The organism is Paenibacillus sp. CFBP13512 (assembly GCF_005233705.1).
Taxonomy (GTDB): domain Bacteria; phylum Bacillota; class Bacilli; order Paenibacillales; family Paenibacillaceae; genus Saccharibacillus; species Saccharibacillus nuruki.
In genome coordinates this window covers 1-21,319 of sequence record NZ_QGAD01000034.1, presented here as the reverse complement: position 1 = coordinate 21,319, position 21,319 = coordinate 1, and the positions used below count along the sequence as shown (strand labels likewise).

Below are 21,319 nucleotides of genomic sequence, written 5' to 3'. Positions count from 1 at the left end.
GTGCACCGACGCGTTATCGCATCAGCAACTCTTATAATATATCATGCTCATTTCATTTCGTCAACACTTTTTTTTGAAAAGCTTTTTAATTTTCGTTTATAAGATTTCTCTTATATAGAAGAATTATATGATGTTGATGACTGTATCCGTTGAAGCGGAACGTTTTATAATTTATCATAGAATGTTGATCCAAGTCAACTACTTATTTAGCAAATGATTAGGAGTCGAATATAGTTATATTCCGCTTCGTTTCTAATTGTTGATTTCTTCGGTTGTTATCGGTTGAGCCAATAACGTATTTCTCTTTCTCCTCCTGCTTGTTCAGGCCGCCAAGATACCACTTCATTGATCAATGAACGGTATACGAGCTTACGAATAACCATAGGTAGCATATTGCCTACATGCGATAGATCAGGATGTTGTACTAATTCTTTGACACTCCATGGTTGTTTGCGACTTCGAAGAACTTGAAAGAGTATAGATGAACATTCTCTCATTTTGGACATCACAGAGAATTCACAAGCTAGCAAAACCAATTCTACTCGTTGCTCCATGGTTTCTACACTGAAAGCCAGTTGCTCGTATAATTTGTATACATCAAGCTTTAAGGTTCTGACTTGTTCCCAGACTGCTGATTCTGGATAGATGCCTTTTTCAGATAAATCAATTCTTGCCCAGTGTTGTAATGCTTGAAAAATACTATTATAAGCATCCATCACTTGGTTCTGCTTCATATAGTGCTTTGCTTCTACATACAACGTTAAAAAATGGGTGAATTCTAAAAATATTCTACGCTCTCGTAGAGGACTGGAAAAGTGCATGAATTGTTGTCTTAACTTGTCTATCTGTTCATCTGTATCCCAGAGTAGTTCGCCATTCAGAAAGTGTTCAATCATCATACGATTGTCTCCGGTTATCATACAATGCTCTAACATATCTTGATCCACATATATCACTTGTACGTGAGTATTCGATCCATCAATACGATGCTCGATGATTTCGACTTGTTCATGGTAGCTACATACAACGATAATAAGAACTTCAAAATCATGTAAAAGTGAACCATTGAATTGCTGGTTTTGACTTTTCGATGCAACGGCTCCGATAATCTTACGGTGATTGGATTGTGCATGTAGAAAAGAAAGGTTAGTTAATTCCACATTGTCCTCCTTCATTTGGTTGAAAGTTGACTCATCGTTTTTATAGCTATAGAACTTATTTCTACAATTTGGAATACCTTTCCTGCTTGAAATCTAAGTAATTTACATAAAGGCGTAATTTTATTGTATTCTTTGAAATCATTTGACTATGTAAAAAAAGGCTAGAATACCTATCAGACGATGCTGAGTAAGTATTCTAGCCTTTGCATTCATATAGTTGTTCTATATTTACTGTGTCATCTTATTGCTTGCTCCATCTTATTTTTCAATCTTAGATAGTGTATTCCATGCACGTTCGTCACCTAAACTACGTGTCCATGAAGCGACTCCAGCAAGATTGAGCTTTTGGGCAAGTTTTACTCTTGCTGTTAGAGAAACTTCATCTTCGATCCAGATCCGTTTGAGTGTACTCTCTTCTTGGTATTCTACATAGTTCTGTCCTGTCGTCTGATCGAACTTCGGTGACAATTTCTTTTCTTTGATTAATTCTGCGATCCCATTCATTCCTAATGCTTTGGATGAGACTTTGGTTTTACCATCTTCCGTCTTCTCTGTCCATACGCGTGAATATAAAGGAACTCCCAAAATCAATTTATTTGCCGGAACTTCATCTTCTTCTAGAACACGATTCACTGCTTTTTCCACCCATGGTAATGAAGCGACTGAACCAGACTTGGGGCTGGCTGCCCAATGTTCGTCATACGCCATCAGCATCATATAATCTAAAGAAGGTGCTAATGCTTCACGATCTAAAAATTTGGACCATAGTTCGCTATTGGACTTTGGTGTTACATCCATCGAAAGTACAAGGTCTTTCTGAAGAGCGAGTGGTCGTAATTCGCGTACAAATTGAGTTACATTAGGTCCATCGCTTGTATGCACACTTTCAAAATCAATATTGATCCCATCTAGTTGATAAAGATCAGCATATTCTAATATTTGTGATATGACTCGACTTCTATTCTCATAGGTTGATAAAGCACCTGTGGTCATATCTGCATCAAAGTTGTTGCTGATCAATCCCCATACTTCTTTGTTGCGATTATGAGCCCAATTTACATAATGCATGTCTGCTTTACTACGTACATTCCCTGTATTATCAACGATCTCAAACCATGTAGGACTGACTACATTAACTCCAGGTAACTCACCGATCTTGGTGGTGTCTGGTTGACGCTCATAGACGGCTTCCCACGTTAGATTTACTTTTTTCCCTGCCCAGTCCCTGTTTACTCGGTTATCAGGCATCTTCGGGACGGATACTGTCTCCAAATCGTCTAAGACTACGCTATCCTTCTGCATATACCCGACATATCCATTATCTAACTGTACTGTATACCATTCTTCTCCTGTCTCCCATATGCGCAATCTAGCATTCTGAGGGACATCTGTATAAATACGAGAATGAATATCTGCTTCTACACGTAAGGCAACCGTCTGATCTGCTCCTGCGGTTACAGTATGTGCGTATTGGACTTTCTCGCCTGCTTTTAACAAAATTACAGCACCTGTTGTAGGATCTTCGTAGACATTAATGCCATAGGTTTCTTTGAGCGGAGCGAGTGGTACGTACAAAACCTCCCCTTCTTGTTGAGGAGCAAATCGCAATTGTACTGATTTCATATTAAGTTGTGCGTCTTTACTTCCACTTTGTAGTTGTACGAGATTACGATCTGTTGTTAGAATGACGGATTGTGTTGCTTCTTCATATCGAATGTTAGGATCGATCTGTTCTTGTAAAACCGGTAAAGGGAGTTGTAAAGAATCTCCTGTTCCGATAGCCGAATAAGGTAGTATCTCACCTTTGATAAAAATAGGTTTAGCTAGTCCTTTCCAATCCGGGTCTTTATGTAAAGGGTTAGGGAAAATCTCAAATATAATCCAACCGATTATTAAAAAAGCTACAAAACCTAATACCCACCAACGACGTTTGTTTGATCTGTGTAGATGTGCTCGTTCTTTTCTATTCAAAGTATCCTCCTTGTGCTTTGTTATTCAAGCTCTTGTTGTTAAATAGCGTTTGATGCATGACTTTAATAAAAAAAGCGTGAAAAACCATATGGTTTCTCGCGCTTTTGAAATTACTGTTGATTCAAGCCTCTGCAATCTGCGCAAGTTCCATAAAGCTCCATCCGATGCCCAGAAATCTGAAATCCTGTATGCCTAGCTGCTTGTTGTTCTACTGCTTCTAACGAAGGATAACTAAAATCCTCGATTTTGCCACACTGCTGACAGATCACATGATAATGATCTGTAATATTAGCATCGAATCGGCTTGAATTATCACCGTATGTTAATTCATGCACCATTCCTGCTTCAATAAACATTTTCAAATTATTATATACCGTAGCTACACTCATACTTGGAAATTGAGGTTCTAACGAACGATAAATTTCATCTGCTGTTGGATGTTCCATGGATTCTAGTAAATAACTTAAAATCGCATGACGTTGCGGTGTAATCCGTACGCCGCTGACTTTGAGCTGTTCCAATGCGTGTTGCACACTTGTCGTCATCTTATTCACCGCCTTATTGAACTTTCCGAAAAAAACTGTATGTCCGGTAAGAACTAATAAAAGAAGAAAGTGACCAGACAAGGCAGACATTCGTCAACTTTAATTGTACGGGTAGATGAAGAGGATTGTCAACGCAACCTCTTTTAGTTCGTTGATGGAGACTCTGTCACTGGTTCATCGGTATTGGTAGTATTCTTACTTTCTGTGGTGCTTGGTGATCCTGAATTTGAAGAAGCATCAGTCTCTTCTGGGTTCGCTGGATCAATCGTTTGGTCGTCATTGTCTTTAACCATAGCATCACTATTACGCATAATATTCAAGTCGCCATTACCATCTACTTGTATCGCATGATCGGCTGTACCAAATTCACCTGTGATGGTTCTTTTTTCTACTTTTAAAGGCAAATCAGTATTGATTGTTCCATAGCTGTTGGAACCTGACACTTTGTAATCGCCGTTTGGTGGTAAGTAGAGATGAATCACACCGACTGCACTATACACAGACCAATCTCCACCAATACTTACTGAACGAATCTCAATATTTCCATTTAACGATTCAGCTTTGACTGCAAAATTCGCCTCATCTACCATCACGTTACCATTTCTTGTATTTACATCAATATCACCAAGACCGCCTGTTAGTGAAACATCGCCGACTTGTGTATACAGCTTAGCCATTCCACTGATATCGCTCGCTTTGTATGTGCCTTGTTTGGTATCTGCATCGACATTACCAAGAATCGATGAAATATCCATATTTCCGTTAACGGTCTGTGCTTTGATATCGCCGACTAGATTACGCATAATTAAGCTACCGTTACCTGAACGTACTGCAATATTACGTAATGCTTCTACATTAGTCATAGTCACTTTACCATTCGTTGTCTGAGCATTAATATCTAACCGACTCTTTTCAGGTAAAGTGATCTCCATATTGATTCTAGGCTGACGATTATTGGATTCACCATACGTCTGTGTCTGTGGACGAATCGAGATCTCATCCCCTTCTGACACTTCGATAGTCGTAGCATCCGCAATCTTCTGTGCTTCATCGGCTTCAATCTCATCAATCCAGACTACCGGACGTACTTCAATCTTATCTACATCACCACGATGAACGATCAAGTCTCCATTGATTCCTTCTACGGTCAGTTCGTCGGTATCTTCATCGACTGGAATTGATACAGGTGTTAATTCGATTCGATTACCCGAAGCTTCACTAAATTCGGAAGAAGCCGCTGTTAGATCAAGACTGACTTTACTCCATAGATATAAATATTGATTCTGTTCGGTCACGAAAAAAATAGCTGCCGCTGCAATCACAGCAGTCAGTATTCCTTTGATATCTAAGCGGAATCTCATTCGTTTACGACGGGAAAGGATATAAAATATAATATATTCCAAACCCCAACATACTAGAATAAGTGGCCACCATTGAAGTAAAATAAGTAGCTGACTGCCACCACTCCATTGATCCACACTAATTAAAATACCTAAGGCTATCCATAACAATGAAGCTGTTATTCGTCCTACTCTAATTCTGCCTGTCATTGCTAGCACCTCCTACAGCCTGAGATTTAGCAGATGACGTTGATTTATGAATCGATCGATAAATCCGTACCATTTGAAAAGCAAGTAACCCTACACCGATCACAATACAAATGACCGCTGTAATATAACCACCCCAGAAGCTGACAACATTACGCAGCCAATACGGTCGTACTAAAAACATAAAGATCAGTAATCCTTCTGCCATTAAGACTAAACCAAATGAAATTCCGCGTACTCCTGCAAATGATTTGCGGCGCTTGTATTTGGGAATAAGCGCACGGATATGATCGTTAATCCAATCTGTAGATTGCAGAACATCATACACATTATAGAAATAAATAACTGGAATCATCAGTGCTAATAATATCAAAAGAGGAACGTTGATCTGAATGCCTTTGGATGTAAAATAAAAAAGGGCAGCAATATCAAGCAGTAAAATAGCAATAAATTGTATTCCCCTTTGCGCCAATCCTAGATACATATGACCGAATCCAGGAAGAATAGCAGCGATAAAAACAGCGATAAATTTGCGTTTGAGTGGTAGTTTGGCAGGGGTCTTTTTCACTGTTGATCATGCCTCCTTGTTCTTTGCCTTTACTCAATAGCTACTGCGGTCACACCTTCGATCTTTTGAATATTACCTATCAACTCTAAAGAATCATATTCATGCTTGATAATGACATTCAAGCGAAGTTCGGTAACCAACATTTCAGATGTCATACTAATACCACCACGTTCTTTGACATAGGTTACTTTTTTAATCTGAATATGTTCGCTATCCATAAAACGGGATATTTTATCCAATGTTAACGTACCTGCTATCCCTTCAATCGTAATCTGATGATCTTTGCTACGACGAATATAACGTTGTTCTACGATATTAAGTACCCACAAATTCAATAGAACGATCAATGTACATACAAAAGCTGCAAAATAAAAACCAGCTCCAATAGCCAAACCGATGGCAGCCACTACCCAAAGCGAAGCTGCTGTTGTCAAACCAGTAATCGCTTTACCTGTAAATAAAATTGTCCCTGCTCCCAAAAATCCGATACCAGAAATAACAGCTGTTGCTAAACGAGCTGGATCCAGTCGCACATTCGGTTCTTTGACAAATTCAGCAAATCCGTAGACTGATAACATCATAATCAAAGTAGAGCCCACACAAACTAAAATATGCGTTCGTAGCCCTGCTGCGTGGCTAGATCGCTCTCGTTCCCAACCAATCAATCCGCCCATCAGCATTGAAGCTAGTAAACGAAGTAAAATATGAACATTGGTAATATACCAGGGATCAGACATTAGTCACTCGAATCCTCCCCTGTGTGAGCTAAAGCAGGATTAGGACGGTGAAAAGTAGTTAATTTGACACCTGGCGCTACTTCAAACGTCTCAATCGGGTAAAATCCATACTTTTTATATAACGATACCGCAGGCTGATTGAGTTGACCTGTTGATACGATATATAAAGGTACATCAGGATACTCTGCAAATACATGTTCAATCAATTGACTTGCAATCCCTTGACGAAAAGCAGAAGGATGGACCATCATACGAGCAATCGTTAATGTATCATGCTCTTCTCTTTCAATAGAAATTACACCTTGAATTTCTTCATATTCATTCACATAGGCATAAAAGGTTTCACGGCACCGACGAATAGTCTCTACCGTGTCAAGTAATGGTGGAAGTTCTTTGAAGCCAATGAGCTGTGCTTCTAAGCGATAAGCAATATGTTGTAATGCCCATATTTGCTGAACCGTATGGTCATCTTCTAATATGCATTTCTGGATCACAAGATCACTCCTTTACTTCCCCATATAGTATTGGCAAAAGTACTATCTGCTAAAAAAAGAGACATGCCATATGGCATGCCCCTATATCTGTTTATCATCCCGGGATTATGCCAGATTAGCGAGGCAATAATTCAGCCAATAGTTTGTTAACCATGCCCGGATTCGCTTTGCCTTTACTTTGCTTCATAACTTGCCCCACTAAAAAGCCGATTGCTTTGTCTTTGCCTGCTTGATAATCTTCTACAGACTGTGGATTGGCGGCGATCACAGCTTCAACAATACCTTTGATCGCACCTTCGTCACTAATCTGAGTCAATCCTTGATCTTCCACGATTTGCTGTGGTAATTTGCCGGATTGAAGCATTTCTTTGAATACCGTTTTGGCAATTTTATTACTAATTGTGCCTTTTTCGATCAGTCCGATCAATTCACCTAATGCTTGCCCTGTTAAAGGAACGGCTGCTAATTCAAGATTATTGGCATTCAAATAACCAAGTAATTCTCCTTGCATCCAGTTCGCGACGGATTTGGCATCACTGGTATACGTTAGACTCTCTTCAAATAGATCAGCCAAAGGCTTGGAAGATGTAATCACACCTGCATCATATTCAGGTAACCCATATTCAGAAGTATAACGCGCTTTACGTGCATCTGGTAATTCAGGAATAGAAGCCTGAATACGATCTTTCCATGCTTGATCAATATGCAAAGTCACTAGATCTGGATCAGGGAAATAACGATAATCATGCGATTCTTCTTTGCCACGCATTGATAATGTTTTGCCTTGAGCTTCATCCCAGCGGCGTGTTTCTTGAATCACTTTGTCGCCATCATCCAAAATCTCAGCCTGACGGTATTGTTCATACTCTAACCCTTTTTGTACACCACGGAAAGAGTTCATGTTTTTAAGTTCAGCACGGGTTCCAAATTCTTTTTGCCCAGCTGGACGAAGACTGATATTCGCATCACAACGAAGTGATCCTTCTTCCATTTTCACATCAGACACATCACAATATTGCATAATCGCACGAATTTTCTCCAAATAAGCACGAGCTTCTTCCGGCGAAGAAATATCCGGTTCAGATACAATTTCAATCAGTGGTGTGCCCACACGGTTAAAATCAACCAGTGAATCGTACCCACCTGATGTATGTGTTAATTTACCTGCATCTTCTTCTAGATGTAAACGGGTAATCCCTATACGCTTAGTTGTACCATTCACTTCAATATCAACCCAACCATGTTCACCGATCGGTTGGTCGAATTGAGAAATCTGATAAGCTTTAGGGGAATCCGGATAGAAATAGTTTTTACGATCAAATTTGCTCACATCGCCTATTTTACAATTGATAGCTAGTGCTGCTCTCATGGCGTAGTCTACAGCTTGACGATTCAGTACAGGCAATACGCCTGGATGACCTAAACAAACAGGGCATGTATGCGTATTAGCAGGTGCACCAAATGCTGTAGAACAACCGCAAAAGATTTTGGACTTGGTATGTAGTTCAACGTGAACTTCAAGTCCGATGACTGTTTCGTAATTGGACATACTGATAGCTTCCTCCTTCTTCACACGGTTTTAGAGCTGCGGCCGTTGTTGATGATTGGTATTTTGTTCAAAAGCATGTGCCACGCGCAAAACCGTCTGTTCGTCGAAGGCTTTGCCAATAATTTGCATACCTACAGGTAGACCGGAAGCGAATCCACAAGGAACGCTAATCGCTGGAACGCCTGCAAGACTTACCGGAATCGTCAAAATATCGTTAAGATACATCGTTAAAGGATCATCCAATTGCGAACCTAATTTGAAAGCTGTCGTAGGTGCAGTAGGTCCAATAATAACATCATATTTTTCAAATACATTATCAAAATCACGTTTGATCAATGTACGTACTTTTTGTGCTTTGAGGTAGTAAGCATCATAATAACCAGAACTTAAAGCATAAGTTCCTAACATAATACGGCGTTTTACTTCATCTCCAAAACCTTCACTACGGGATTGATGATACAACTCTAACAAGTTGCCCGGGTTCTCTGCACGTACACCATAACGAACACCATCAAAACGAGCCAAATTAGAAGAAGCTTCAGAAGAAGCAAGTAAATAATACGTAGCTACTGCATATTCTGTATGTGGCAAAGAAACTTCTTCCCACTCTGCTCCTAATCCTTCTAAGACAGCCAAAGCATCCATAATGGATTGCTTCACTTCTGCATCGACACCTTCACCGATGTATTCAGAAGGAACAGCAATTTTAAGACCTTTAATCTCTCCAGATAATGCACTTACATAATCAGGAATATCGACTTTAGCAGATGTAGAATCTTTAGCATCATAACCAGCAATCGCTTGTAAGACATAAGCAGAATCTTCTACATTTTTGGTTAATGGGCCTATTTGATCCAAAGAAGAAGCAAAAGCGACTAATCCAAAACGGGATACCAGACCGTAAGTAGGCTTCAATCCAACTACTCCACAATACGAAGCAGGTTGACGAATAGAACCGCCTGTATCTGATCCCAGTGTAAAGTAGGCTTCACCTGCCGCTACTGCTGCCGCTGAACCACCACTTGAACCACCAGGTACATAATCTAGATTCCAAGGATTGCGAACAGGTGCAAAGCTAGAATTTTCATTCGAACCGCCCATTGCAAATTCATCCATATTCAGCTTACCGATCGTCACAGCATCTGCTTGACGAAGCTTGTCTGCTACAGTTGCATTATAGATAGGATCATAATTTTTCAGAAATTGGCTACCACATGTTGTACGTAGCCCTTCTGTTACAATATTGTCTTTCACCCCTACAGGAAGACCAAAAAGTAGACCCCGTGCTTCTCCACTCACTAGCTTTTCATCGAGTGCTTTGGCAGATTCGGTTGCTCCTTCTTCGTTGAGTGTAAGGTATGCTTGTATTTTGTCGTCTTGTTCACCGATGGTCTTGAATGCTTGAGCTACAAGGTCGGTGACTGCCAAGTCTTTGGCATGAAGCCGATTATGTATTTCATTCAGACTCAAATCAAATAAAGTCAATGCCTATTCCTCCTTCAATTCTGTTGTTCATGGTTATTTATCTTGTTGAAGCATCTATTCCAGTACAGCAGGTACTTTGAATTGTCCATCTTCTTCATCCGGTGCATTGCGTAGCACTTTCTCAATCGGAAGGCTCTCGTGAACTTCATCTTCCCGCATGACATTGCTTAAATGTAATACATGGGTAGTTGGTTCCACGTCATCTGTATCTAATTCTTTTAATTTTTCTGCATATTTCAAAATAGCACTTAGCTGTGCAGTAAACATTTCTTTCTCCTGCTCACTCAAATCCAAACGCGCTAGCTTAGCTACATGCTCTACATCATTGATATTGATACTCAATTTGATTTCCTCCCTCGCTAAAAATAACTTTTTTCATTATAGGGTACATAAGGTGACAATTCAATTGAAGTTCTATAATAAATCTGGACTTATTTGTAGATAATAAAAAAGAGCCGGCAAGCCGACTCTTTAAATCCATGCACGCAAATTAATTTGTTTCACAAAATCTGCTTGCGCTACAGTATCCGTTAAAGGCTCCTCAACAAAGGGAAGCTCTTCACCATTCATGATATGATAAAATAATTTCTCATTATGTGTCGCTAGAGCATAATCGATTAGCGCCTCGCGTCCGACTCGTTCAGCTTCTTGTTGGAGCAATCGTTCTTCAGGCTCAACATCACCGGAAGGTACAAAGAAATTACGATTGACCTTAGGAATACGAATGACATAATCGAAGGCATTATCAGGGTTACGGTCATATGCGATAACATATCCGTAATCTCCTACAGGCAGACTTTGCTCAAAGGTATCAGCGACAACTACGATTTTTTCTCCTAAATGCAGCATCGTGTAACTCCCCCTAGCTTTATCTACTTTATTTCTGTATCATACTAAAAAAAAATAATGATGTCCAATTTTATTACCAAAAATCAGGCTAATTACACTTGCATAACCATTAATATCGTATTAAAAGTCGATTAATGTCATTTACTGTTAGATACCCAATATAAATAAAACAAAAACACGTACACAGGAGCCTTGCACCCATTTACGTGTTTTTGATGACTCATTTTTTCATTATGTTACATTTATAAGCTGAAATTAAGCAGGAACATAGGGATTGCTTGATTTTTCTGCACCGATTGTTGTTTTTGGACCATGTCCTGGATAAACGGTTACATCATCTGCCAAACGATATAATTTGGTACGAATAGAATCGATCAATTGACGTTCACTACCCCCGGTAAGATCTGTACGACCTACGCCCATTCGGAAAAGAACATCGCCTGCAAATAAATCTTTGCCACAAAGGAAGCTGACACTACCCGGCGAATGACCTGGTGTGTGATACACCGTGAAGGTATGTCCGATCAATTTCAACTGTTGTCCTTCATCTAACGCATATTCTGCAGGTTCTGCTGTAATCGGTGGTGTGACTTGAGACCAATTCGCTGAACCGTTAAGCTTAGCATTGGTTAACCACTCGGCTTCTAGATCATGAAGGTACACAGGGCAATTACACAATGTACGCACTTCTTCTAATCCACCCATATGATCAAAGTGAGCATGAGTCAGGAGAATCGCTTCTACATTTAGATTCAATGATTGTATGCGACGCACCAAAGCTCCCGGATTCATACCTGGATCAATCACAATCGCATTAGAACTATTTTCAGCGATTAATAAATAAGCATTGGTCTGTAAGGGTCCTAATGAAAAACTTTCTATTTTGAACAAAATGCATTACACCCCCGATAAAATTTCACGCAATTCACGAATAATCATAGCGTGCGAAGCCGAACCTTCTCCATAACGCTCCGCCATACCTTGACGTACAACAGCCATCTTCTCTTGATAGTCTGCCGCTTCACGATCTGGATTCTCTTGTTTGAAAGCGATCATTAATTCTTGTACGTGCTCTGGACGAGGTCCCCAATGAGCAAGTACATGTCCGCCTGTATCTGTAATAATTACGACAGGTACAGAACGACCACCCATCGTTAAATAATCATCCATCGTGTCAAAATTCTCTTCCAAAATCAAAATTTTGGTAGGAATCTCTGCTTCTTCAAACGCACGTAGAACAACCGGCACATTGCGAACCACATCTCCACACCAATCTGCTGCTAAGATGAGTGAACGCAGATCATCACGGTGAGCTAACAATTTAAAAAATTCATGATCATCTAAATCAGTCCAATTGAATAACTCATATCCATGATGGAATTCTTCTTTATTTTTAGTCATACCCTCCATAAATTGTTCAGGAGAAATGCCCTGTTCCCATTTATCTGCTAAGTTCGGTTTGTTCATTGTATTATCCACCCTTCTTTTTGTTCTTCATCTTCCATTTAACCAAAAAGTAAGCTGCTAACAGCACAATCGCTGCTACAATAAGCGGTAATGTATATTTACTAGCGATATCATCAATATGCTCCCATTGACTTCCAAGTGCCATTCCTAGATATACAAAAAGAGCAGACCAAGGAATGATAGCCAATGTTGTCAGTAGAATAAAACGCATATGTGACATACGAGAGATACCCGCTGGAATCGAAATCGCATGTCGTACTACAGGAATAAAGCGTGCGGTAAAAATAACACCTGAGCCGTATTTATCAAACCAAGCTTCGGCATGATCGATATGGCTTTTCTTGATCAAAATATATTTGCCATACTTCTCAAGTACCGGTCTACCCCCATAGCGTCCAATCCAGTAGATAAACAGTTGAGCGATCACGCCACCTACTGTTCCGAAAAAGACAGCTCCAAAATAATTGATAGCTCCTGTAGATACAAGGTATCCACCATAAGCCAATACAATTTCACTTGGGATCACTTCAATCATTAATCCAAGCATAATTCCAAAATAGCCAAGCTGTTGAACCCAGTGTAACAATTGGGCAATAATATCAGATATAATCTCCACCAGTCCTCCTTATGATTTACTCTATCTTTGTATCTTTTATCTCTTTATCCCTGTCTGTATGTATTCCCATGTCGGTACAAGTAAGCCAGCATTCATGATGTTCTGTTATTTTAGCACAGCCATCAGAACCCATTCCACTATGTACGTAAGCATATATGATCTAGCTTACCATGAAAAAAGCTGAATTCACTTTGGAACAGCGAATCCAGCTTGGATTATACCATAAAATGTTCATTATACTAATGATTTTTGATAGGACTGTAGAAGGTCTTTACAAGCATTTTCAAGATACGGCTTCGCTTGAATCATATCTCGAAATGCAGTATATTCCTGCCACATTTCAGCATTTTGTTCATTTTCTGCTTTCACTGCGCGAATTAAAATATTTTTGGGTGTGTGTTCCATATCTATAAATTCGAGCAATTGTGTTTTGTAGCCCAACAGATCTAATAGTTTGGCACGCAAAGCATCTGTCGCTAACGCAGAAAACCGTTCTTTAAGAATACCGTGTGATAGTAATGGGCTCATCGTATCATTCTGAATCTGATTAAACAATTCATGCTGACAACAAGGAACCGATAGAATCACAGACGCGTTCCAGCGCACTGCTTTTTCTAAAGCTGCATCTGTCGCTGTATCACAAGCATGCAGAGTGACCACCATATCCACTTGCTCAAGCTCGTTATAATCTGCAATATCGCCTACTAAAAACTTCAATTGATCATAATGAAGCTTTTCGGCTAATTGGCTACAATGTTCGATCACATCGGCTTTGAGGTCTAGACCTACAATATTGAGCGGACGATGTTGTTGAATATTTAGATAATGATACAAGGCAAATGTAAGATACGATTTACCACAACCGAAATCTACAATCGTAAGTTCTTTGTTTACAGGCAAAGATGGTAATACATCTTGCACCATTTCCAAAAAGCGATTGATCTGGCGGAACTTATCATATTTACGAGCCAACACTTTACCATCTGCATTCATAATGCCCAGTTCAATTAAAAAAGGAACAGGTTCGCCATCTTCAAGGATATATTGCTTTTTGCGATTATGACTGAGATCGGTAGACGTTTTGGTCGGTGTTTTGGTTAAAATAGAAACTTTGTACTTTTTGCTGATCAATACTTGATAATCAGCTTCTTGGGTACACAGTAATCCTTGACGCATCGTTTCTTGTAATAAAGCGAACAATACTTGTATCGCTTCTGTAGGTAGCACATTATCGTGAGTTACCTTGTTGCTGTAATGATAGGCAAATTGATAATGAAGTTGCTTTTTCAATTCAACCGGTTTGATAATGACTTTGGTAAAAGAATCGTTATCTTTTTTGCGAAGTTGGCTAAGTGTTGCTGTGATTAGCTCGCCAGCTTCGATACATTGAGTAATTAATCGTTGCAATGAATCCATGATGTACAGCTCGCTTTCTGTCTTTCAACTTAATTTGACTTGGCTTCTAGCTCGGCAGAGGCTGTTGTAAGTTCTGCTCGAGATACGCCACCTTCTTCTAGCTGCTCATCGTTTAACCCTAATAGGCGTTGATACAGCGCGTGACCTTCTGTCTCTGCTAATGCAGGATCAAGCTCTGTTAGGCGCTTGAGTGCATCTAAAGCATTATCATAATACCCTTCTTGCTCTTCATACTGGATAAAGAGATGTTCTATTGCAGGGGATAGCCCATAATCTGCTAATTCATCTGTCAATTGATCAATCTGCTCGGGATAATCAAACATCGTCCGATCGGCATCATTTACAGCGCAATACAAAAATAAATGCAATGACTTGATCCGGCGCACAACCGCTTCTTGCTCTTTCTCACTTAACTCGTAAATATCTGCTTCTTCACGCATCAGTCGGGCCAATGCTTGCAGGCGATCGACTTCAACGACTGAACCGATACGGAATAATTCGATCACTTCTTCTGCGGGTAACCGATTAATCAATCCATTATTCAATTGGAACTTCTGGCGAACCATATCATCCAGTTCCCAGAGGGCTTCTGTCAATTTCTTCTGTTGCTTCAATCCGAACACTTTAGAAATGACTGATGCCATATCTTCGATCATACCCATAAGGTAATCATTTCTGAACATTCCTATCCCGCCTTTAATATTAATCTTTCAATTGATTTTGCATAAAATCATGAATAATATTGACTAACTGTTCAGGTGCTTCCATCATACTCATATGTGCAATATCTGGAATAACTGCTGTGGTTATACGTGTAGAGTCTGCAACAAACATTCGATCTGGTGGAGCAATCGGATCGTATTCCCCGGCTACTAATAATACAGGAACATTAGCATTTTGGATAATAGACAATCGTTCAGGACGCTCACGCATCGCAGCCGCTGCTCCACATCCACCTTCAGGAGAAGTGATATAACCGATCTCTTTTACTTTCAAAATCGAGTCTGGCAATTTATAGACCAAATGTGTCGCAAACAATCCTTCTGCAAATCCATCTACAAAGTCGATCATACCTCTGGTACGAATCTGTGTAATCGTATTTAAACGCTTTTGCTTAGCTTCTTCTGTATCTTCATAAGCAGTCGAATGTACAAGTCCCCAAGACTTGATATAAGAAGGATATTGATCTACAAGTGCTAACGTTACATAACCACCCATTGAGTGCCCTAGTAGAGTGACCTGCTTCAGATCAAGCTCATCTAATAAGGTAACCACATCAGCTGCCATATCTTCTATTGTATAAGGATCTGTCGATACAGGACTATGACCATGTCCACGCAGATCAGGCACGATACACCGATAATGTCTGGATAAAAGAGGAATCACTTCATCCCAATATGCGGAACTTCCTAGAAAACCGTGTAATAATACAATCGGTTCACCTTGACCATTATCTGAAAAGTGTAATTTAATCGGTTGCTGTTCGGTTGGCTGACTCATATATCCATCTCCTATCTTATTTTAATATACCTAGGCCTTGAACAACAGCTTGGACAATATCTTGTGACATATTCATTACTTTATACAGTGAAGTCGTCTGAAGTGTCCAATAAGGTTTGGGGCCATTTTCATTTACAATCGCAGCAATACTGTAATTACCTACTCCTGGAAAACGTCCTCCTACCGATAAAGCCGGGAAAAGTGGAGCTTCACCTATACTATATAACCCGACAGTATGATGTCTACCTAGGCAAGCATCGATAGCAATAATTTGTAGATGATCGGGAATCTGTGGAATACGTTCGTGAAGATTGTGAGCATCGCATGGAAAATCCATTGTTCCTATAATATGAGGTAAACCATATGCAGCCAGTCCACTACCAGTTAAAGGACCTAAGGCATCTCCAGTAGAACGGTCAGTACCAATACAGACAAAAGCTAATTGATCTATAGAATGAAGAGCTGCTATATCACGAAAAAAATCAGTCAATCCATGTGTATTTACATTGCGACGATCCTGATCATTGTAAGGAAGCAGACTGGAACGACGATTGATCATAATAAAAACCATGTCCCTCCTTTAATAAACGTATATACCTATCAGATAGGCAAATACATCATACATCTTGTCGATACTCATTTTACCCTATGCAAGAAGTTACCGCAAAATAATTGGTTTGACCTCATTATCCATGATACAATACAAAAAATAAGCCTATGCTTAATGAAGAAAGGAAGAACCCATTCATGGATTTGTCTCAACCTACCCAAGAAAATATAGCTTTTATGATTGAAGGCATCAAAACAAAACTTCGGATGGCAAGTGGAGCGGCAATGCAAGCTTCTGCTTTTTCTACCGAACAATACGAAGATATTCAAGAGGTCTATGATATTGTGATGAACAATCCGAACCTTAGTATTAGCGAAGTTGAAGCCTTAGTTTCTGAATTAGGACGTTTACGCAAAAAATAAATAAAACGAATGAGTCTTTCCTAATTATAGGGAAGGCTTTTTTTATATTCGATTCATTTGTTAAACTAGGGTTAAATTAAACATAACTCTATGTAAAGAAAGAAGGCGATACCGATGTCATCTGAGCAATTTTCCAACTCTAACAACGAACAGCCACAACGATTCTCATCTCTTCCTGTTTGGCTACTGATTGTTATGATATTAGTAGGAGGAGGTATAGCTTCATTCCTATTATTGAGGGGAATCGTATGGGGTGTTGAATCTATAGCATTATACGATATACACACATGGGAAAAAGGATTTCAATCTTATGTAAGGACATTCCACGAAGAACCTATTCGCACGATTATGCTCTTTTTCACCTATATGGGTTCATTCTATTCTACTGTATTTGTTGCTTTATCCTTTTCGATTCTATTGATGGTTCATAATATGTATCGCGAAGGCCTTGCTCTTCTTGTCACAACCGCAGGTGCTTGGCAAATTAATGTATTGCTTAAATCTTTCTTTATGCGTCCACGTCCTGATCTAGAATTCTGGACCCATGCTTCAGGGTATAGCTTCCCCAGTGGTCATTCTACAATTGCAGCTGCTATGTACGGTATGCTCTTTGTCATTTGGGGCATGCATCGCAAAAGACATCAATTATCACTTACTCTTCCTATTGTTTGCGGTATTCTTCTGATTGTAGGGATTGGTTTGTCGAGAGTATATCTTGGCGTGCATTATCCTACAGATATCATTGGTGGCTATATTGCTGGTTCACTTTGGCTGACTGCATGTGCGTATTCTTTGCACTTATGGCGAAAATCCGATCCACAAAGGACTTCTATTCGTTATTGATCACAGAAATGGAATGTTTCACCTTTTGGTACTGGGTTTATATACGAAGTAAGACAAACTGCTAACTGATTGGTATAATGATCAACATATTTCATTGTACAGCAAAGGAGACGATTACTATGTGGGGCATTATTATCAGTATCGTAATGGCAGTCATTATTGGTGTTATTGGTAATGCGCTTGCAGGTAATGAAATGCCAGGTGGCATTATAGGTGCTGCTATTGCTGGGTTTGTAGGTGCTTGGTTAGGTGCTTTAGTATTTGGTAATTTCGGTCCAACTATTGGAGATTTTGCTATTATTCCTGCTATACTAGGTACTGCTATCTTTGTGTTTTTGCTTGGTTTGGTTTCCAGATTGTTCAGAAGAACAGCCTGAACCTTGTCCTCGCATCACATATACAAGCCATACTTAAAGTAAGCTACACATAATACTTAAACTTCAAGAACAGCTTTACTAAGGAATAACATATGGCTGCATTCTTTTCTTACTTACAAAGGTTGATCTGCTTAGACAAATCGATCTAAATTAAATCAAGGAGTGATTAATAATGAATGAAGTAGAAAAACAGTACCCAGTTCAAACAAGTTCTACATTTGTAAAAGGTGTATTTATCGGAGGATTGTTGGGAGCAGCAGCAGCATTGTTGTTTGCACCAAAACCAGGTCGCGAATTACGCGGAGATATCTCTGAGAAGTTTGTAGAAGCTACAGACAAAACTAAAGAAGTTGCTGGTAATGTAACAGACCGTACGAAAGAGATTGCTACAACTGTAGCAGATCAAACTTCTCAAGTAGCGGGTCTAGTAAGCGATTCTGCTGTTTCTCTAGCTCAAACCGTTTCTACTAAAGCTAAAGATGTAGCTAAATCAATTACAGACAACAAAGAAACAGTAAGCAGTTCTTTGTCTGATGCTGCTCAAAACGTAGCTAAAGACATCAAAGATGCTTCTGACAACGTAAGTAAAGATGTGAAAGATGCTTCTAACGATGTTGCTAAAGAAGCTCAAAACAAAACCAATGAAGTTAAAAAAGAAGTGAACTCTACAACGTCCACACCGGGTAGTAACAACACAAGCTTCCCTACACGTTAATAGTGATTCACGAATAGCCGGCTCATTGTAGTCGGCTATTTTTATGTCTCGTTCATAGAATATCGGATATTTATACTTAATTTATTTTATTATTTATACGAAAGTGAGGGAACATCTATGGCTCATGACAACAAAGAAGTATCACCACGCTCTCCAGAACTCGTTAAGCCACCTGAGGCAATCGGCGAACATCCTTTTGAATTACGTCACGAAGTGAAACGTCTCAATGAACGTCTGGATCAGATTGCAGAATCGTTAGATAAAGCAGAGATTCAAGATATTATTGAGAACTATAGCAGTGTGAAACGTCGGCTCGTGGTTAACTTTGTAGCAGGTGCAGCACGTGGTCTAGGGTTATCTTTAGGTACGATTGTAATTCTAGCTATTCTCGGTTTTATTTTAAGCCAAATGGTTTCTCTACCTCTTATTGGAAACTATATTGCTCAAATTCTAGATTATGTTAAAGCTTCTCAAGGCAGATAATAGTGATCATTATGAGTATCAAAGTCAAAAAACCTCTACATTCAATGAATCACCTTATGTGATTTAGGCATTGAATATAGAGGTTTTTTGATCTGTTAATAGTCGATAGCACAAAAAATGCGCTTATACTATTCCTTTCCGGAACAATACAGCGCATTTTAATAATAATCTATTTTCCAAAGTATCCTAGCATCGTTGCTACACTTCGTAACATACATTAAATGTATTTATCCGGAAGTGGAAGCATTCGACATAATCTGCTTCAACTTTTCAGTTGCTCGTTTTTGGATACGAGATACGCTCATTTGAGAAACACCAAGTTTCTGAGCAATCGCACGTTGAGATTGACCTTCCTGGAAAGCCAATAGCAGTACTTTCTGTTCTTGCTCTTTTAACTGACTAAGTGCTTGTTGTAAATCCATACGTTTCTCTACAGAATCGTAATCATTCACATCTGCACTAATCAATTCACCAAGTGTAGCTGCACTCTCTTCTTGTGACAGAGGAGAATCCAAAGATACATAGTGATAGCATTCACGTCCAGCTAGAACTTCAATCGTTTCTTCTTCAGATAGATCTAGAAAGTGAGCAATCTCACGCACATGGGGTGAACGTTCTAACTTCATGGTTAATTCATCGATAGCTTGTTGTACTAACGCTCCCTTTTCCTTAATACGGCGGGGAACCTGTATGTACCAAGATTTATCGCGCAAGAAATTTTTCATATGCCCGATCATACTCTTCATGGCATATGGTTCAAACGGAATCCCAAGTGAGATATCGTATTGCTGCAACAAACGGATTAATGCCATCTGACCTACTTGGTACAAATCTTCATACAAGTCTGGTCGGTTACGGGCAATTTTACCCGAAGCCATTTTGACCATAGGCTCGTACTTTTTGATCAGTACTGTAGCGATGTCATTATCTTTTGTTTGTTGATACTCCCAGATCATACTGATTGCCTCGTCCATAGACTCGGGGGGAGTTAATCTTTCACTCATACAGTTTCCTCGCTTAGAGCAAGGTTTTTGGATAATATTACACGGGTACCTTGACCAGCAGAATTTTCGATACTCACATTATCCATTAATGCTTGCATCAAATAAAAACCTAAGCCACCGATTTGTACATCGTGTAGGTCTTTATCATGAAGTGTATTGTTCTGTCCCATATCCTTTACCGATTCGAAGCTCTCCCCTTCATCTTCGACAATAATGGATAATGTTTCTTCACCAACTTCAAAAGTCACTTCCACATGTCCTCCCTCTTGTCCGTACGCATACAACACAGAGTTATTACAAGCTTCAGAGACTGCTACTTTCATATCTTCAATATCTTCATAGGAAAAGCCCATTTTAGAAGCAATTCCGTACAAGTTTAGTCTAACTACGTCCACAAATTCTGCCGTCGCTGGCAAATTAAGAACTACTTTTTGAGTATCAGCATTCATACGATGTTCGATCCTTTCCTATTGGGAATTCTCCTGAGGGACAAAAAACTTAGCAATACCTGTCATTTCAAATAATTTTTGAATCTGTGGAGGAACTTCTTCAACAGTAAAGCTGGCGTTCATACCATGCCGTGCTTTGAGAATCGAAAGTAGAATACCAATACCTGTACTGTCAATATATTTCAGGTCTTTCATATTGATAATTAGATCTTGTTCTGCTTCCCCAACAAGAGGTTCCATTACAAGACGGAATTCCGGAGCAACCGATAAATCCATTTCCCCACTCAAAAATACGGTACATGCTCTTTCATCCATTTCAGTTACAACATTAAATTTCTCATTTTTATTAGTAGTCATAGACATTCTCCCCTGAACAATGGTTTCTTTACTAATAACCCAACTGTAAAACTTCTGAAACATCCGAAACAGAAGATAATATTACCCTTTTTTTGTTGTTTAAACAAATATATTGTCCAGAAAATAATTTTATCTCTTGTTATCCGTATTAAAGGCAGGAAATAAAATTTATTTTCTTATTTTAAAGAAATCATTTATTTAAAAAACATTTTTTT

The 21,319-nt window shown here is 39.2% G+C and carries 26 protein-coding genes; 5 read left to right on the top strand and 21 right to left on the bottom strand.

The window, feature by feature from the left end; genetic code table 11:
- Window positions 1-275: 275 nt before the first annotated feature.
- From PaeCFBP13512_RS22900 to yyaC, 18 genes are all read right to left on the bottom strand, one after another.
- Window positions 276-1,160 (bottom strand): nucleotidyltransferase-like protein, encoded by an 885-nt coding sequence (locus PaeCFBP13512_RS22900; protein WP_069325581.1) that lies wholly within the window; start codon window positions 1,158-1,160, stop codon window positions 276-278.
- 258 nt (window positions 1,161-1,418) lie between these two features.
- Complete coding sequence (locus PaeCFBP13512_RS22895; RefSeq protein ID WP_241669466.1) at window positions 1,419-3,131, bottom strand: glycosyl hydrolase family 18 protein; 1,713 nt, start codon at window positions 3,129-3,131, stop codon at window positions 1,419-1,421.
- Window positions 3,132-3,241: 110 nt separating this feature from the next.
- Window positions 3,242-3,676, bottom strand: a complete 435-nt coding sequence (gene perR / locus PaeCFBP13512_RS22890; protein ID WP_069325583.1) for a peroxide-responsive transcriptional repressor PerR — start codon at window positions 3,674-3,676, stop codon at window positions 3,242-3,244.
- Between the two features lie 143 nt (window positions 3,677-3,819).
- Window positions 3,820-5,226: a DUF4097 family beta strand repeat-containing protein gene (locus PaeCFBP13512_RS22885; protein ID WP_137226280.1), complete on the bottom strand. Its 1,407-nt coding sequence runs from the start codon at window positions 5,224-5,226 to the stop codon at window positions 3,820-3,822.
- A complete protein-coding gene (locus PaeCFBP13512_RS22880; RefSeq protein ID WP_137226278.1) occupies window positions 5,210-5,791 on the bottom strand; it encodes a hypothetical protein in 582 nt (193 codons plus the stop codon). The genes PaeCFBP13512_RS22885 and PaeCFBP13512_RS22880 overlap by 17 nt, the downstream gene beginning before the upstream one ends.
- Before the next feature lie 29 nt (window positions 5,792-5,820).
- Window positions 5,821-6,528, bottom strand: a complete 708-nt coding sequence (locus PaeCFBP13512_RS22875) for an MgtC/SapB family protein (RefSeq protein ID WP_069325586.1) — start codon at window positions 6,526-6,528, stop codon at window positions 5,821-5,823.
- Complete coding sequence (locus PaeCFBP13512_RS22870; RefSeq protein ID WP_069325587.1) at window positions 6,528-7,022, bottom strand: GNAT family N-acetyltransferase; 495 nt, start codon at window positions 7,020-7,022, stop codon at window positions 6,528-6,530. The genes PaeCFBP13512_RS22875 and PaeCFBP13512_RS22870 overlap by 1 nt, the downstream gene beginning before the upstream one ends.
- A 115-nt stretch (window positions 7,023-7,137) precedes the next feature.
- Complete coding sequence (gatB, locus tag PaeCFBP13512_RS22865) at window positions 7,138-8,571, bottom strand: Asp-tRNA(Asn)/Glu-tRNA(Gln) amidotransferase subunit GatB (RefSeq protein WP_193555975.1); 1,434 nt, start codon at window positions 8,569-8,571, stop codon at window positions 7,138-7,140.
- Between the two features lie 30 nt (window positions 8,572-8,601).
- Window positions 8,602-10,056 (bottom strand): Asp-tRNA(Asn)/Glu-tRNA(Gln) amidotransferase subunit GatA, encoded by a 1,455-nt coding sequence (gatA, locus tag PaeCFBP13512_RS22860; RefSeq protein WP_137226276.1) that lies wholly within the window; start codon window positions 10,054-10,056, stop codon window positions 8,602-8,604.
- Window positions 10,057-10,110: 54 nt separating this feature from the next.
- Window positions 10,111-10,398 carry an Asp-tRNA(Asn)/Glu-tRNA(Gln) amidotransferase subunit GatC gene (gatC, locus tag PaeCFBP13512_RS22855; protein ID WP_069325589.1) on the bottom strand — a complete coding sequence of 96 codons (288 nt, stop codon included), beginning with the start codon at window positions 10,396-10,398 and terminating at the stop codon, window positions 10,111-10,113.
- Window positions 10,399-10,527: 129 nt separating this feature from the next.
- Window positions 10,528-10,905, bottom strand: coding sequence for an ATPase (locus tag PaeCFBP13512_RS22850; protein ID WP_069325590.1), 378 nt, complete (start codon window positions 10,903-10,905; stop codon window positions 10,528-10,530).
- Window positions 10,906-11,160: 255 nt separating this feature from the next.
- On the bottom strand, window positions 11,161-11,796 hold the full coding sequence (locus tag PaeCFBP13512_RS22845; protein WP_069325591.1) for an MBL fold metallo-hydrolase: 636 nt from the start codon (window positions 11,794-11,796) through the stop codon (window positions 11,161-11,163).
- A 6-nt stretch (window positions 11,797-11,802) separates the two neighbouring features.
- Window positions 11,803-12,372, bottom strand: a complete 570-nt coding sequence (locus PaeCFBP13512_RS22840) for a thioredoxin family protein (RefSeq protein WP_069325592.1) — start codon at window positions 12,370-12,372, stop codon at window positions 11,803-11,805.
- A 4-nt stretch (window positions 12,373-12,376) separates the two neighbouring features.
- A complete protein-coding gene (locus PaeCFBP13512_RS22835) occupies window positions 12,377-12,988 on the bottom strand; it encodes a DedA family protein (RefSeq protein WP_069325593.1) in 612 nt (203 codons plus the stop codon).
- A 234-nt stretch (window positions 12,989-13,222) separates the two neighbouring features.
- Window positions 13,223-14,404 (bottom strand): class I SAM-dependent methyltransferase, encoded by a 1,182-nt coding sequence (locus PaeCFBP13512_RS22830; RefSeq protein WP_069325594.1) that lies wholly within the window; start codon window positions 14,402-14,404, stop codon window positions 13,223-13,225.
- A gap of 29 nt (window positions 14,405-14,433) precedes the next feature.
- Entirely contained in the window at window positions 14,434-15,087 is a 654-nt protein-coding gene (locus tag PaeCFBP13512_RS22825; protein ID WP_137226272.1) for a DUF6483 family protein, read from the bottom strand.
- Window positions 15,088-15,106: 19 nt separating this feature from the next.
- Window positions 15,107-15,904, bottom strand: a complete 798-nt coding sequence (locus PaeCFBP13512_RS22820; RefSeq protein WP_137226270.1) for an alpha/beta fold hydrolase — start codon at window positions 15,902-15,904, stop codon at window positions 15,107-15,109.
- Window positions 15,905-15,920: 16 nt separating this feature from the next.
- Window positions 15,921-16,475, bottom strand: a complete 555-nt coding sequence (gene yyaC / locus PaeCFBP13512_RS22815; protein WP_241669465.1) for a spore protease YyaC — start codon at window positions 16,473-16,475, stop codon at window positions 15,921-15,923.
- Between the two features lie 176 nt (window positions 16,476-16,651).
- On the opposite strand from yyaC, the gene PaeCFBP13512_RS22810 reads away from it, so the two are divergent.
- From PaeCFBP13512_RS22810 to PaeCFBP13512_RS22790, 5 genes are all read left to right on the top strand, one after another.
- Window positions 16,652-16,876, top strand: a complete 225-nt coding sequence (locus PaeCFBP13512_RS22810) for a DUF1128 domain-containing protein (protein WP_069325597.1) — start codon at window positions 16,652-16,654, stop codon at window positions 16,874-16,876.
- A 114-nt stretch (window positions 16,877-16,990) separates the two neighbouring features.
- The gene (locus tag PaeCFBP13512_RS22805; protein WP_137226268.1) at window positions 16,991-17,719 is read left to right on the top strand and encodes a phosphatase PAP2 family protein; all 729 of its coding nucleotides are present in this window, start codon (window positions 16,991-16,993) and stop codon (window positions 17,717-17,719) included.
- Between the two features lie 119 nt (window positions 17,720-17,838).
- Entirely contained in the window at window positions 17,839-18,096 is a 258-nt protein-coding gene (locus PaeCFBP13512_RS22800; RefSeq protein WP_069325599.1) for a GlsB/YeaQ/YmgE family stress response membrane protein, read from the top strand.
- A 172-nt stretch (window positions 18,097-18,268) separates the two neighbouring features.
- Window positions 18,269-18,811, top strand: coding sequence for a YtxH domain-containing protein (locus tag PaeCFBP13512_RS22795; protein WP_069325600.1), 543 nt, complete (start codon window positions 18,269-18,271; stop codon window positions 18,809-18,811).
- A gap of 117 nt (window positions 18,812-18,928) precedes the next feature.
- Window positions 18,929-19,294 carry a DUF5665 domain-containing protein gene (locus PaeCFBP13512_RS22790; RefSeq protein WP_069325601.1) on the top strand — a complete coding sequence of 122 codons (366 nt, stop codon included), beginning with the start codon at window positions 18,929-18,931 and terminating at the stop codon, window positions 19,292-19,294.
- 227 nt (window positions 19,295-19,521) lie between these two features.
- Here PaeCFBP13512_RS22790 and PaeCFBP13512_RS22785 read toward each other — a convergent pair whose 3' ends face one another.
- From PaeCFBP13512_RS22785 to PaeCFBP13512_RS22775, 3 genes are read right to left on the bottom strand one after another with little or no spacing between them, the layout of a single operon-like run.
- A complete protein-coding gene (locus PaeCFBP13512_RS22785; RefSeq protein WP_069325602.1) occupies window positions 19,522-20,298 on the bottom strand; it encodes a sigma-70 family RNA polymerase sigma factor in 777 nt (258 codons plus the stop codon).
- Window positions 20,295-20,747, bottom strand: coding sequence for an anti-sigma B factor RsbW (gene rsbW, locus PaeCFBP13512_RS22780; RefSeq protein WP_069325603.1), 453 nt, complete (start codon window positions 20,745-20,747; stop codon window positions 20,295-20,297). Before rsbW ends, PaeCFBP13512_RS22785 begins: the two co-directional genes overlap by 4 nt.
- Window positions 20,748-20,765: 18 nt before the next feature.
- Window positions 20,766-21,104, bottom strand: coding sequence for an STAS domain-containing protein (locus PaeCFBP13512_RS22775; RefSeq protein WP_069325604.1), 339 nt, complete (start codon window positions 21,102-21,104; stop codon window positions 20,766-20,768).
- Window positions 21,105-21,319 lie beyond the last annotated feature (215 nt).